12 protein-coding genes and 1 tRNA gene are annotated in these 12,557 nt (G+C 70.2%); 4 read left to right on the top strand and 9 right to left on the bottom strand.

Annotated elements, in window-relative coordinates:
• Window positions 1-91 precede the first annotated feature (91 nt).
• The 6 genes from LK06_RS10970 to ehuB all read right to left on the bottom strand — a co-directional run bounded on the left by LK06_RS10970 (window position 92) and on the right by ehuB (window position 4,416).
• Window positions 92-165 (bottom strand) — tRNA-Lys (locus LK06_RS10970).
• Between the two features lie 142 nt (window positions 166-307).
• Window positions 308-1,060 (bottom strand): IclR family transcriptional regulator, encoded by a 753-nt coding sequence (locus tag LK06_RS10965; protein ID WP_039649325.1) that lies wholly within the window; start codon window positions 1,058-1,060, stop codon window positions 308-310.
• 246 nt (window positions 1,061-1,306) lie between these two features.
• A complete protein-coding gene (gene ehuA / locus LK06_RS10960; protein ID WP_039649323.1) occupies window positions 1,307-2,131 on the bottom strand; it encodes an ectoine/hydroxyectoine ABC transporter ATP-binding protein EhuA in 825 nt (274 codons plus the stop codon).
• Complete coding sequence (gene ehuD, locus LK06_RS10955) at window positions 2,121-2,738, bottom strand: ectoine/hydroxyectoine ABC transporter permease subunit EhuD (RefSeq protein WP_039649423.1); 618 nt, start codon at window positions 2,736-2,738, stop codon at window positions 2,121-2,123. Before ehuD ends, ehuA begins: the two co-directional genes overlap by 11 nt.
• A 23-nt stretch (window positions 2,739-2,761) precedes the next feature.
• Window positions 2,762-3,505: an ectoine/hydroxyectoine ABC transporter permease subunit EhuC gene (gene ehuC / locus LK06_RS10950; RefSeq protein WP_039649421.1), complete on the bottom strand. Its 744-nt coding sequence runs from the start codon at window positions 3,503-3,505 to the stop codon at window positions 2,762-2,764.
• Window positions 3,506-3,519: 14 nt separating this feature from the next.
• Entirely contained in the window at window positions 3,520-4,416 is an 897-nt protein-coding gene (gene ehuB, locus LK06_RS10945) for an ectoine/hydroxyectoine ABC transporter substrate-binding protein EhuB (RefSeq protein ID WP_039649321.1), read from the bottom strand.
• Between the two features lie 188 nt (window positions 4,417-4,604).
• On the opposite strand from ehuB, the gene LK06_RS10940 reads away from it, so the two are divergent.
• Window positions 4,605-5,099 (top strand): DUF3830 family protein, encoded by a 495-nt coding sequence (locus LK06_RS10940; RefSeq protein ID WP_039649319.1) that lies wholly within the window; start codon window positions 4,605-4,607, stop codon window positions 5,097-5,099.
• 69 nt (window positions 5,100-5,168) lie between these two features.
• Here the strand turns inward: LK06_RS10940 and LK06_RS10935 are convergent, their stop codons facing one another.
• Both LK06_RS10935 and LK06_RS10930 read right to left on the bottom strand, forming a co-directional pair.
• On the bottom strand, window positions 5,169-6,575 hold the full coding sequence (locus tag LK06_RS10935; protein WP_039649318.1) for an amidase: 1,407 nt from the start codon (window positions 6,573-6,575) through the stop codon (window positions 5,169-5,171).
• A 15-nt stretch (window positions 6,576-6,590) separates the two neighbouring features.
• Window positions 6,591-7,535: a D-2-hydroxyacid dehydrogenase gene (locus LK06_RS10930; protein WP_039649315.1), complete on the bottom strand. Its 945-nt coding sequence runs from the start codon at window positions 7,533-7,535 to the stop codon at window positions 6,591-6,593.
• A 126-nt stretch (window positions 7,536-7,661) separates the two neighbouring features.
• Between LK06_RS10930 and LK06_RS10925 the strand changes: the two genes are divergently transcribed.
• The 3 genes from LK06_RS10925 (at window position 7,662) to LK06_RS10915 (ending at window position 10,459) form a co-directional block, all read left to right on the top strand.
• Window positions 7,662-8,447 carry a maleate cis-trans isomerase family protein gene (locus LK06_RS10925; RefSeq protein ID WP_039649313.1) on the top strand — a complete coding sequence of 262 codons (786 nt, stop codon included), beginning with the start codon at window positions 7,662-7,664 and terminating at the stop codon, window positions 8,445-8,447.
• Window positions 8,444-9,175 carry a maleate cis-trans isomerase family protein gene (locus tag LK06_RS10920; RefSeq protein ID WP_039649312.1) on the top strand — a complete coding sequence of 244 codons (732 nt, stop codon included), beginning with the start codon at window positions 8,444-8,446 and terminating at the stop codon, window positions 9,173-9,175. Before LK06_RS10925 ends, LK06_RS10920 begins: the two co-directional genes overlap by 4 nt.
• Before the next feature lie 222 nt (window positions 9,176-9,397).
• Window positions 9,398-10,459, top strand: a complete 1,062-nt coding sequence (locus LK06_RS10915; RefSeq protein WP_052269746.1) for an LLM class flavin-dependent oxidoreductase — start codon at window positions 9,398-9,400, stop codon at window positions 10,457-10,459.
• On the opposite strand, the gene LK06_RS10910 is transcribed toward LK06_RS10915, so the two are convergent.
• Window positions 10,438-12,273 (bottom strand): putative bifunctional diguanylate cyclase/phosphodiesterase, encoded by a 1,836-nt coding sequence (locus tag LK06_RS10910; protein ID WP_052269742.1) that lies wholly within the window; start codon window positions 12,271-12,273, stop codon window positions 10,438-10,440. The genes LK06_RS10915 and LK06_RS10910 overlap by 22 nt on opposite strands.
• Window positions 12,274-12,557 lie beyond the last annotated feature (284 nt).

Raw genomic sequence — 12,557 nt, 5'->3', positions numbered from 1 at the left:
CAGCAGGCGGCGCAGTCAGGCGTTGACCGGACGAAACAGAGATGGCGAGCCGGGACCGTGTTTCCACGGACGCGACTCGCCATCGTCATCGTGCGCCGCCAGGGACTCGAACCCCGGACCCGCTGATTAAGAGTCAGCTGCTCTAACCAACTGAGCTAGCGGCGCATGACTCCCGCCTCCCGCTCTCCGCGGTCGGCGACGAAGAAAATACTACCCGGTCCTGATGGGTGCTCGTGACCACCTGCCCGTGGAGCCGGACGGGGCCGGCCAGAGAATCGCAGCGGGACGCGGAAAGGCTCATCGGGTCTCAGAGGGCCAGGGAGAGCAGCATCGGTGCCGCGTTCCGGTTCAGCGTGTCCGCGGCCTCCTTCAGCCGGTGCGCGTGCTGCACGGGGAGCGAGAGCGCCAGGCAGCCCGCGGACGAGCCCGCCGTGATCGGGACGGCCGCGCAGACCGTGCCGACCGCGTACTCCTGGAGGTCGAGGACCGGCACCGCCGGTGGCTGGGACTCCAGGCGGGACAGCAGCAGCTTGTCGCTGGTGATGGTGCGCGAGGTGAGGCGGGCCATCTTGTACCGGGAGAGGTGGTCGCGGCGGGCGTTGTGGTCCAACTGGGTGAGCAGGCTCTTGCCGACGGCCGTGGCGTGGGCGGAGCAGCGGAAGTCCACCCATTCGTTGACGGCCGGGGTGGCGGGTCCGGCGGCGTACTGGGTGACCTTCACCTCGCCCTCGACGTACCGGCTCAGATAGACGGCCGCGCCGACCGAGTCCCGCAGCCGGTCCAGGGTGTGCTGGAGCTTGTCGCGCAGGGCCGGCTCGCGGTCGTGCGCCGAGGTGAGGCGGCGCAGGGTGTCGCCGGTGACGTACGCCCCGTCGGTGATCTGCTCGACATAGCCCTCGCGGCGCAGCATGCGCAGCAGGGCGGTGAGCCGCTCGGAGTCGATGCCGGTGCGGCGGGCCAGCTCGGTGTCGGTGACGCCGGCGGAGTGGCCGGCCACGGCCTCCAGGACGCGCAGCGCGTCCTGGGCGGAGCGGTACGGGGCGGTCGGGCCGGCCCTCATGACTGTCCCCCTCGCCTCGAAGCCCCGGGGCCGGGCAGGTGCGGCCGGTGTTCCGGGGAGCCTGCCCCGGGAAAGCGCGCTAGCGCCACGGTGTTCCCCTTGCGCTCGCTTCTGCGGCCGTGATCCGGTCGGCGGATCCCGTCGTAGCCAACGATAACCGTCAACCACCCCGTGGGAAGGGGTTGTTGACGAGTTCACGCCCCTCTCATCTGCGGCACGCCCGTGTGGCATATGCCCCCGTGGGGATCAAAGGACGGCGCTGAGGAACGCCCGGGTCCGCTCGTGGTCGGGATCACCGAAGATCTTCTCCGGGGATCCGGACTCGATCACCTTCCCCGAGTCGAACATCATCACCTGGTCGGAGATGTCCCGGGCGAAGTTCATCTCGTGGGTCACACAGAGCATGGTGATGTCGGTGGTGTGCGCGATCTCCCTCAGGAGGTCGAGCACACCGGCCACGAGCTCGGGGTCGAGCGCCGAGGTCACCTCGTCCAGCAGCAGGATCTCCGGCCGCATGGCGAGAGCCCGGGCGATCGCCACCCGCTGTTGCTGGCCACCGGACAACTGGGTGGGATGGGCGCCGGCCTTGTCGGCGAGACCGACCAGTTCCAGCAGTTCACGCGCGCGCTCCTCGGCCTCCGCCCGTTCGACTTTGAGCACGCTGACGGGCGCCTCGGTGATGTTGCGCAGCACATTCATGTTCGGGAAGAGGTTGAACTGCTGGAAGACCATGCCGATCTTCTTGCGGATCTCCCGCAGGTGCTTCTCGCTGGCCGGTTTCAGCCCGCCGTCCGGGCCCGGCATATGCGACAGCGGCCGGCCGTCCACCCAGATCACACCGTCGCTGACCCGCTCCAGGGTCATCAGTAGCCGCAGGATGGTCGTCTTCCCGGATCCGCTCGGCCCGATCAGCGTCACGTGTTCGCCCCGCTGGACGGCGAAGTCCAGCCGGTCCAGGACCGTGTGGTCGCCGAAGCGCTTGACCACACGGTCGAAGCGCACGAGGTCGGCCGGCGCGCCGGGCACGGCGTCCGCGGGAGTCGTCTTCTCAAGGGGGTGGTCAGTGGCCAAGGCGCTTCTCCAGTTTTCTCATCAGAAGCGAGGTCGGGTAGCTCGCCGCCAGGAAGATCAGTCCCGCCAGGGTGAACATCTCGGCGTACACGAAGTGCGTCGCCCCGTACTCGCGGGCCTGGGAGACCATCTCCGGCACCGTGATCACGGCCAGGTACGGGGTCTCCTTGAACATGGAGATGCCGTAGTTGCCCAGCGCGGGCAGCACGTTGCGCACCGCCTGCGGCAGCACCACCGCCTGCCAGGTGCGCCGAGGCGACATCGACAGGGCCCGGCAGGCCTCCCACTGGCCCTTGGGCACGGCGTCGATGCCTGCCCGGTACACCTCCGACACGTACGAGGCGTAGTGGATGCCGAGCACGGCGACCCCGATGACCAGTGGCTCGACCGTGTTGAAGATCGCGTAGGCGCCGACCAGCTGGACCAGCATCGGTGTGGAGCGTACGAACTCGGTGACGGCCCGCACGGGCACCGTGACCAACCGGGTCGGCGCGCGGCCCAGTACGGCGACGACCAGCCCCAGCACGGCGGCCAGCAGGGTGCCGAGGACGGTGGCCAGCAGGGTGGTCTCGAAACCCTTCAGCAGCAGGGGCAGCGCGTCCCCCATCGCCCCCCAGTCCCAGTCGTAGGTCACCGGGCACCTCCCGTGACCCCGGCCGCTCGGGTGGACTCGGCGCTGCGCGAACGCAGCAGCGAGCGGGCGCCGGAGCGCTGGCCCAGCCGGGACTTGGCATGCCGTTCCAGGGCGTTCATCAGCAACGTCAAGGCGTAGGCCAGGACGAAGTACAACATCAGCAGCGTCAGGTACGCCGACGTCGTCTCGCCGGTGCGGGTCCGCATCAACTCCACCACGGTGGTCAGGTCGGCCGCCTGGATCAGCCACAGCAGCGGGGTGCACTTCACCAGCTGGATCAGCAGGTTGGTGAACGGCGGGATCATCTGCACCCACGCCTGCGGCAGGATCACCCGGCGCATCCGTTGGAAGGGCGTCATGTTCAGTGCGACCGCCGCCTCCCACTGTGCCTTCGGTACGGCGTTCAGCGCGCCGCGCACCACTTCGGAACCGTACGCGCCGTAGTTCATGCCGAAGGCCAGCACACCGCAGAACAGCGGAGTGAGCTGGTACTGGAAGAACAGGGGAAAGGCGTAGAAGAACCAGAACAGCTGGACATACAGCGAGGTGCCGCGGAAGAACTCCACGATCGCCCGGGACACCCCCCGCGCCAGCACGGATCCGCTGTTCGCCATGAAGCCGAACGCGAAGGACAGCACGAGTGCGACGGCCGCGCCGAGCACCGTGGCTTCGAGCGTCACCGCGAGCCCGGACCACACCTCGGAGAGATGGCCGAAGAAGTAGGAGGAGAAGTCACCCATGAACAGGTGCCCCGTCAGCCCTTGCACAGATCGGCGGTCTTCAGGCCCGCCGGCGGGATGGTCTCCTTGCCGAAGCCGTACTGTCCGATCAGCTTCACATAGCGGTCCGGGTCGGAGGTGATCTTCTTCAGCTGTTCGTCGAAGGCGTTCCGCAGTTCCTCATTGCCCTTGCGGAAGACGGCTCCGCCCGGGCTGTACTGCTTCTTGCCGTCGACCTCAGGGATGAACGGCTCGGTGACCTCCAGACCGCTGTTCTTCTTGGCGAGCCAGTGCAGCGAGATGCTCGTCAGTAGGAAGGCGTCGATCCGACCGCCCTTGACCGCGTCCGCGCCGTCCTGCGGGCTCTGCAGCGTCTTGATGCTGCCTGCGGAGATGCCGGCGGCAGTGGCGTAGTTCTTCTCGACCGCGCCCGACATCACCCCGATGGTGACCCCGGCCTTCTTCGCCGACGCAAGGTCGGTCAGCTTCTTCGGGTTGCCCTGCTTCACCATCATCGCGGTCGGCGAGACGAACTCCGGCTCCGAGAACAGTGCCTTCGCACAGCGGTCCGGGATGATGGCCATACCGGCGCTGATCACGTCGTACTTGCCGGCCTGCAGGCCCGGGATCAGGCCGTCCCACTCGGAGAACGTGGGGCGCAGCTCGGGCACGCCCAACGCCTTGAAGATCTCCCGGTGCAGCGTGGGCGCCTCGCCCTTGAGCTTTCCGTCCTCCTTGTAGCCGTAGGGCGCCTCGTTGGCGTAAGCCACCTCCACATAGCCCTGCTTCTTCAGCTGCGCCAGTTTCCCGCTGCCGTCACCGGTGTCCGTCTTGCTGCAGGCGCTGAGGAGCCCGGGAACCGTGAGCAGGCCGCCGACCGCCGCGGTTCTGGTCAGAAAACCACGCCGGGACAGGTTCGGGAACTCGGACATGGACACTCAACCTCCAGCGAAAAGCGGTGCGTTGCCAGGCCGCGTGCGGACCAGTGGGGGCGCCTGCCCGATCCACACGGGCTATGCGGGCACCCTCCGGGATGTGATCCAACAGTGGCTGGAACGAGACCTACCCGTTTCCTGGAGCGGGAGGCGTGAGCCCGCCCGGCATCGGGGAAGCCGTGGGTATGGACGACCGATACCTGGAGATCTCCCTGGACCGCAGGCAAGTTTGCTGTACCGCCCGGCTGCTGACGGACCGTGCGCCACTGACCTGCGCGGCCGTATGGGACGCCGTTCCGTTGAGCGGGGAGGTCTACCACGCCAAGTACGCGCGCAACGAGATCTACGCGCTCTTCCCACCGTTCGCCGCCACCCAACCGCCGCTGGAGAACCCGACGGTCACCCCGATTCCCGGCGACCTCTGTTACTTCACCTTCGCCGGCACCGAACTGGGCACGCGGGCCCATGGCTACGACCGAGAGGTCCGCCCCGGCACCACCGTGGTCGACCTGGCCCTGTTCTACGAGCGCAACAACCTGCTGCTCAACGCGGACGTCGGCTGGGTGCCCGGGACCGTCTGGGGCGAGGTCGCCGACGGCCTCGACCGGATGGCCGAGGCCTGCAACGACCTGTGGCGGACCGGCGCGGAAGGGGAGACGCTCAGTTTCCGCAGAGCGTGAGGACCTCTGTTCGCGCCGTTTGCGCGGGCACCGGACGGATAGGGCGCGGCCGGCGGCCGGCGGCCGGCGTCAGACTTGTCCAGCCGGGAGAGGCGCTGCCACACCCACCCCGGCCTCGTACAGGGCGTGCGCCACGCGCAACACCAGATCGTCCCGGTGCCGGGCGGCGACGATCTGCATCCCCACCGGCAGCCCGTCCCCGTCCGTCCCGACCGGGACGGTGGCCGCGGGCTGCTGGGTCAGGTTGAACGGATACGTGAACGGAGTCCACCCCGTCCAGCGCCGGAAGACCGAGCCCGCCGGTACCTCCCTCCCCGCCTCGAACGCCGTGAGCGGCAGTGTGGGAGTGACCAGCAGGTGGTACCTCTCGTGGAAGAGGCCCATGCGCCGGCCGAGATCCATGCGGACGTCCACCGCGGCCAGATAGTCCAGCGCGGTCATCCGGGCGCCCTCGGCACAGATCTCCCGCAGTCCCGGGTCGAGCTGCTGCCGCCGGTGCGCGGAGAACCGCTGGGTGAGCCGGGCGGCGCCGCTGAACCAGAGCGTGTGGAAGGCGTCCACCGGGTCGCTGAAGTCGGGGTCGGTCTCCTCGACGTACGCGCCGAGGTCGGCGAGCTGCGCCACCGCCCGTCGTACCGCCGCCGCGACCCCCGGTCGGACCGCCACCTGCCCGCCCAAGGACGGCGAATACGCCACCCGCAGCCCGTGCACACCTTCCTTGAGTCGCTCCGTGAAGGATCCGGGCGCGGGCGGTAGCGCCGACCAGTCGCGCGGGTCGGGTGCGCCGATGACGTCCAGCAGCAGGGCCGCGTCAGCCGCGTCCCGGGTCATCGGGCCCGTGTGCGACAGCGTGCCGAACGCGCTCGCCGGGTACAACGGCACCCGGCCGTAGGTCGGTTTCAGCCCGAAGATCCCGCAGAACGCAGCCGGGATGCGGATGCTGCCGCCGCCGTCCGTGCCCAGCGACAGCGGGCCCGCGCCGAGCGCCACGGCCGCCGCGCTGCCACCGCTGGAGCCGCCCGAGGTGCGCGTGGGGTCGTACGGATTGCGGGTGATGCCGGACAGCGGCGAGTCCGTGACCGCCTTCCAGCCGTACTCGGGCGTGGTCGTCTTACCGAGGAACACCGCGCCGTGCTCGCGCAGCCGGGCCACTGGGGGCGCGTCCTCGTCCCAGCCGCGCTGCTCGGGGATGGTCCGGGTGCCGCGCAGGGTGGGATGTCCGCGCAGCAGCAAGATGTCCTTCACGGTCACCGGTACCCCGTCGACCAGCCCGGCCGGCGCCCCGCGCCGCCAGCGCCCCGCAGATTCCCGGGCCCGGGCGAGCGCATCCTCCTCGGTGAGCCGTACGAACGCGTTCACCCGCGGCTGGATCCGCCGCGCCCGTTCCAGGGCCTGTTCCGTAGCGTCCACGGGGGTGAACTCGCCCTTGCGGTAACCGGCGAGGAGCTGGACGGCGGTCAGGTCGGTGAGCTGCATGCACCCTCCCAGGTGTCAGTGACCGGGCACGTAACCACGTGTCTTGTCGACCACGTTCACCAGTGGTCTGCCCGCCGCCCACCGCTCGTACAACTCCAGGAACTGGCTCCCCAGTTCGTCCCGCCAGCCGACCGTGTCCCCGCTCATGTGAGGGGAGACGATCAGCCCGGGCAGCCCCCACAGCGGGCTGTCCCCGGGGAGGGGTTCCGTGGCGAACACATCCAGTGCGGCGCCTGCGATCCAGCGCTGGGTCAGGGCGTGGGCGAGGGCCTCCTCGTCGACGAGGTGGCCGCGGCCGACGTTCACGAAGAACGCAGACGGCTGCATCACGCCGAAGCGCCGCGTGTCGAACATGCGGTACGTCTGCTCGGTCAGCGGTGCCGCCGCGATCACCCAGTCCGCGCGGGCGATCAGGCGGTCCAGGTCGGCCGGGCCGTGGATGCCGGTGCGCGGTACCCGTCCGACCAGGGCCGTCGTCACGTCCAGGGCCTTCAGGGTGCGGACGATCGCCCGGCCGATCGGACCCGAGCCGATCACGCACGCGCGGGTGCCCGCCACCCGCCGGCCCTCCCGGTGCCGCCAGATCCGCTCCCGCTGGTACTCCAGGGTGCGCGGAAGATCCTTGGCGACGGCCAGCACCAGCGCTGCCACGTACTCGGCGATCGGCTGGTCGAAGATCCCGCGCGCGTTGGTCACCACCGTGTCCGATGCGGCCAGCTCCGGGCACATCAGATGGTCCACGCCCGCGCTCGCGGTGTGCACCCAGCGTGGCCGGGGCCCGTCGCCCGGCCAGGCCTGGCGCACTGCGCGCGAGGTGAAGTCCCACACCAGCAGGACGTCGGCCTCGGGCAGCCGTTCGGCGAGGTGCCGGGCGTCCGTGTGCACGATCCGGACGCGGCCGGTGAGGCGGCCGAGCCGGGGCGGCGGATCGGCGTCGAGGACGAGGAGTGTCGGCGTCATGCGGGGCGGCTCCGGGCGTCTGACATGCACGGATTGACCACGCTCGCACCCGAATCTACCTTCGTCAACACGGGCGTAAACACGATCCGTTGCCTGCTCGTCTTCCCGTGTGAGGCCGGTGCCAGCATGGACGTCTCCTTTCTCGGCGGCCCCCGCCCCCAGCGTGGTGTCGGTGTGGTGGCTCCCTTCGACTTCGCCCTCGACCGCGAGCTGTGGCGCTGGGTACCCGACGAGATGTCGCTGCACCTGACCCGCACTCCGTTCGTCCCGGCCGAGGTGAGCCTGGACCTGGCCCGGATGGTCAGCGAGCACCGGACCCTCGGCGAGGCGGTCCACGCACTGACCGCCGTGGCCCCCGAGGTCCTCGCCTACAACTGCACCTCCGGCAGCTTCGTCGGCGGCATCGCCGGGGAACGGGCGATGTGCGCGGCGATGACCCGGACCGGCACCCTGCCCTCGGTGACCACCTCCGGGGCGCTGTTGGAGGCGCTGACGGAACTGGGGACACGGCGGGTCGCGCTGGTCACGCCGTACACGGTGTCCCTGACCCGCGCCCTTGAGCAGTACGTCGCCGAGGCCGGGGTACGGGTCACCGGCTGTGCCTTCATGGGACTGACCGGGCACATCTGGCGGGTGCCGTACCGTGACGTCGTCGCCATGGCGCGACAGGCGGTGCGCCCCGGTGCCGCCGACGCGCTCTTCATCTCCTGTACCAACCTCCCGACCTACGACGTGATCCCCCAGCTGGAGGCCGAGCTGCGCATTCCCGTGCTGTCGGCCAACCAGGTCACGATGTGGGCGGCGCTGCGCCGACTGGGTACCCGAGCCGTGGGGCCTTACCAGGCGCTGCTGGACCCGGCCGCCCGCGAATGGCCCGCACTCCCGGAAGAACAGCAGGAAGGCTGGACATGACAGCACTCGGATTCCTCTACCCCGGCCACTCCGCCGAAGACGACTACCCGCGCATCGAGCAGCTCCTGGGCGGCGACATCCGGGTCGACCTGGTCCACACCGACATCGGCGAGGACGCGCACCGGGTGGACGCACTGCGCGAGATGGGCTCGGCCGAGCGGCTCGCGGCGGGCATGGAGGAACTGCGGCTGGCCGGGGCCGACACGGTGGTGTGGGCGTGCACCAGCGGCAGCTTCGTGCACGGCTGGGAGGGCGCCCAGGAACAGGTGCGGCAACTCGCCCTGACGGCCGGGATGCCGGCCTCCTCGACGTCCTTCGCCTTTGTCCACGCGGCCCGGGAGATCGGGGTGCGGAGGGTTGCCGTCGGTGCGACCTATCCCGCGGACGTGGCCGCACTGTTCGCCGAATTCCTGCGGGCCGGAGGCCTGGAGGTGACCGGGATGCGATCCTCCGGGGTCGTCACGGCGGCGGAGGCCGCCACCTGGGGGGAGGTGGACGTACTGACTCTGGCCCGCGCGGCGGACGCGCCCGACGCGGAGGCGGTGCTGCTCCCGGACACCGCCCTGCACACGGTCGCCCACCTGGCGCTGCTGGAGAAGTCCCTGTCCAAGCCAGTGCTCACGGCGAACCAGGTGACGGTGTGGGAGGGGCTGCGGCTGGCCGACCGGCGGGTAAACGCACCGTCGCTGGGGACCCTGTTCACCCGGCAGCCCTTGGTGCAGGCCTAGAAGCCTTCATGAGACTTCCAGTGGGGGTGCTCCGAGGAATATCCGGCGGCCCTCCCCTGTTGGGGCACCCCTGGAAAGACCAGGTCCCGGGGTACCGGGGACGGTCCGCGTCACGAACAGGAGGCCCACACCGTGTCGGCAGACGAGGCACACCAGGCAGGCCCGGCAGACCGGGCGGTCGGGGAAGACCCGGTGGGCGGTGCAGACGGGATCCGGGGCCCGATGCGCGGGACCGCTCCCGTCCCCCTCTCGGTGCTGGACCTGGTGACCGTCGGCGCGGGCAGCACCGCCACCGACGCCCTGCGCACCAGCGTAGAGCTGTCCCGGCTCGCGGAGTCCCGCGGTTTTCACCGGTACTGGGTCGCCGAACACCACTCCATGCCGGGCGTCGCTTCCTCCTCGCCCGCCGTCATCCTCGCCCACCTCGCCGCCCACACCCAGCGCATCCGGCTCGGCTCGGGAGGCGTCATGCTGCCCAACCACGCCCCGCTGGTGATCGCCGAGCAGTTCGGCACGCTGGAGGCGATGGCGCCGGGTCGCATCGACCTCGGTCTCGGCCGGGCCCCCGGCACCGACGGTGCCACGGCCGCCGCCCTGCGCCGCAGTGACACCCTCGACGAGGGCGCCGACGACTTCCCGCGGCAGCTTGCGGAACTGACCCGTTTCCTGGACGACGACTTCCCCGACGCACACCCTTACCACCGGATCCACGCGATTCCGGGCCCGGTGCAGGGCACCGCCCCCGGTGGTGTCCAGTCCCCGCACCGTCCGCCGCTCTGGCTGCTCGGCTCATCCGGTTTCAGCGCGCGCCTGGCCGGAACGCTCGGCCTGCCCTTCGCGTTCGCGCACCACTTCTCCGCGCAGAACACCGTGCCGGCCCTCGACCTGTACCGGCAGACCTTCCGCCCGTCCGCGGTCCTGGCCGAGCCGTACGCCCTGATCGGCGTTTCCACCCTCGCCACCGACGATCCGCGGGAGGCCCGCAGGCAGACCCGGGCGACGGCCCTGAACATGCTCCGGCTGCGCACCGGCCGTCCCGGCCTGTTTCCCGACCCGGAGGAGGCCGAGCGGCACGGGTTCAGCCCGATGGAGGAGGAGTTCATCGCCTCCTGGACGGCCAACATCGTGCACGGCACCGCCGACGAGGTCCGCTCCGGCCTGGACGACCTGTGCAAGCGCACCGGGGCGGACGAGCTGATGCTCACCTCGCACGCCCACCGCGGTGCCCTCCGACTGCGTTCCTACGAACTGGTCGCGGACGCCTACGGGTTGCCTGCCGCGTAGCTTCCTCCCTGCTGCTTGCCCACGGCGTGGCTCTGTGTGCCCAGCAGTTCGGAAATGCGATCCGGCGGCACCGGACGGGAGTACAGCCAGCCCTGTCCGGTGTCGCAGCCGATCCGGCGCAGCCGGGTGGCCTGGGCCGAGGTCTCCACGCACTCGGCGGTGACGGTCAGCCCGAGCCGGTGGGCGAGCTGGATCATGGCCTCCACGACGACCTCGTCGGCGGGGTTGGGGGCGATCGCCTTGGCGCCGCCCTCGTACTGGAAGCCCCGCACGAAGGAACCGTCCAGCTTCAGGACCGAGACCGGCAGTCGGCTGAGGTAGGCGAGGTTCGAGTAGCCGGTGCCGAAGTCGTCGATGGCGATGCGCACGCCCATGTCGCTCAGAGCCTGGAGCGCCTGCAGCGGGCGGCCCGCCGACCCCATCACAGCGGACTCGGTCAGCTCCAGCTGGAGCAGTCGCGGGGCGAGTCCGGTTTCGGCGAGGATCTCTGCCACGTCGGCCACCAGGTCGGAGTCCCACACCTGGCGTACCGCCACATTGACGCTGACGAAGATGGGCGGTTCCTCGGGGTGGTCCAGCTGCCAGCGGCGGGCCTGCCGGCATGCGGCGGCCAGTGCCCAGCGGCCGAGCTGCACGATCGAGCCGTCCTCCTCGGCCAGTCCGATGAACCGATTCGGCGTCAGGGTGCCGAACTGCGGGTGGTGCCAGCGGATCAGGGCCTCGACACCGCTGAGCTGGCCGTCCTCCATACCCACCAGCGGCTGGTACTCCAGGGCGAACTCGCCGCGCTCGATGGCGGGGCGCAGGGTGGAGGAGAGGGCCTGCCGGGTCATGCGGTGTGCGTTGCGCTCGGGGTCGAACAGGGTCCAGCGGCCCTTGCCGTCGGCCTTCGCCCAGTAGAGGGTGGTGTCGGCTGCCTGCATCAGGCCGGTGGCGGTGGTGCCGGCCGCGTGGCGTTCCACCACACCGATGGACGCGGTCAGGGACAGGCGTTGCCCGCCCAGGTCGAAGGGTTCCTCCAGCGCCTTCAGCACTGACTCGGCGAGGTCGGCGAGTTGTTCGGTGCCGGTGGAGTCCTCGACGAGCAGCGCGAACTCGTCGCCGCCGAGCCGGGCCACCAGGGGAGCGGTGGCGCGGGTGTGGCCGGTTGCGTCGGCTACCCCGGTCAGACGGTCGGCGACGGCTGCGAGCAGCCGGTCGCCGGTGCGGTGGCCGAGGGTGTCATTGACGGCCTTGAAACCGTCGAGATCCAGGGAGCACAGTCCGATGCGGCCGGTGCCGCCGTCCTCGTACGACTCCGCTTCCAGCGCCGCCGAGAGCCGCTCGAAGAACAGGGTTCGGTTGGGCAGCCGGGTCACCGGATCGTGCATCTGCAAGTGCCGCAAGCGCGCCTGGAGTTCGCGGCGCGCGCTGATGTCGGTGGCCGACAGCAGCACCCCTGGTTCACCACCGCCCAGCGGGCCGACGGTGACCTGCACCCACACCGAGCGTCCGGCGGGGTGCTTGAGACGGCGGGCGCAGCGCAGTTTCGCCTGTCGGCCGCGCAGGACCTCTCGGTAGGCGTGCCAAGTGCGGGCGTCGGAGGCCAGGTCCACCAGATCGGCGGCGACCCGCCCGGTGAGCTCCTCCGGTTCGGTGCCGAGCAGGTCGCCGAAGGCCGGGTTGGCGCTCATGACGATTCCCTCGGGGTTCACGACGGCCAGGGCGAGCGGGGTTGCCGCGAAGACACGGTGATAGGTGGTTTGATCACTGTCTGTGACGGCCGACCGGTCGAGGTCTGCCGCGGGCGTCGGCCCTTCGGACGTTCCGCTCACCGCTTGCTCCCGCAGTGCACTCGATCTCTGTCCGTGCCGGAAAGTGTGCCGATCATAGAGGCTGGCCCCGGGCCCTTCCAGCCACTGTCCAGTGTCCCGGACGTCATGGGGGTTCTGACAGATCGTTTCTGCCCGCACCTGGACGGCTTCTTCGGGTCGCCGACCAGTTGTGACGTTCCGTGAGTGTTTCGGGGTGTCGGGTGTCGTGGCGTGTCCGCGTACCGGCGAGGCGCACTCACCCTTCTGATGCAGGCAAACAGGGCATATTGCATCAAACACCAGCA

The sequence above is a fragment of the Streptomyces pluripotens genome (genome assembly GCF_000802245.2).
GTDB classification, from domain to species: domain Bacteria; phylum Actinomycetota; class Actinomycetes; order Streptomycetales; family Streptomycetaceae; genus Streptomyces; species Streptomyces pluripotens.
This window is presented reverse-complemented; position numbering and strand designations above follow the sequence as displayed.

What these genes read in the sequence shown, in the direction of transcription:
- ehuD (WP_039649423.1), bottom strand. Translation starts at nt 2,738, where the DNA reads ATGGGGGACGCGCTGCCCCTGCTGCTGAAGGGTTTCGAGACCACCCTG.
- LK06_RS10915 (WP_052269746.1), top strand. Translation starts at nt 9,398, where the DNA reads ATGCGCGGGACCGCTCCCGTCCCCCTCTCGGTGCTGGACCTGGTGACC.
- LK06_RS10930 (WP_039649315.1), bottom strand. Translation starts at nt 7,535, where the DNA reads ATGACGCCGACACTCCTCGTCCTCGACGCCGATCCGCCGCCCCGGCTC.
- ehuC (WP_039649421.1), bottom strand. Translation starts at nt 3,505, where the DNA reads ATGGGTGACTTCTCCTCCTACTTCTTCGGCCATCTCTCCGAGGTGTGG.
- LK06_RS10940 (WP_039649319.1), top strand. Translation starts at nt 4,605, where the DNA reads ATGGACGACCGATACCTGGAGATCTCCCTGGACCGCAGGCAAGTTTGC.
- LK06_RS10925 (WP_039649313.1), top strand. Translation starts at nt 7,662, where the DNA reads ATGGACGTCTCCTTTCTCGGCGGCCCCCGCCCCCAGCGTGGTGTCGGT.
- LK06_RS10965 (WP_039649325.1), bottom strand. Translation starts at nt 1,060, where the DNA reads ATGAGGGCCGGCCCGACCGCCCCGTACCGCTCCGCCCAGGACGCGCTG.
- ehuB (WP_039649321.1), bottom strand. Translation starts at nt 4,416, where the DNA reads ATGTCCGAGTTCCCGAACCTGTCCCGGCGTGGTTTTCTGACCAGAACC.
- LK06_RS10935 (WP_039649318.1), bottom strand. Translation starts at nt 6,575, where the DNA reads ATGCAGCTCACCGACCTGACCGCCGTCCAGCTCCTCGCCGGTTACCGC.
- LK06_RS10920 (WP_039649312.1), top strand. Translation starts at nt 8,444, where the DNA reads ATGACAGCACTCGGATTCCTCTACCCCGGCCACTCCGCCGAAGACGAC.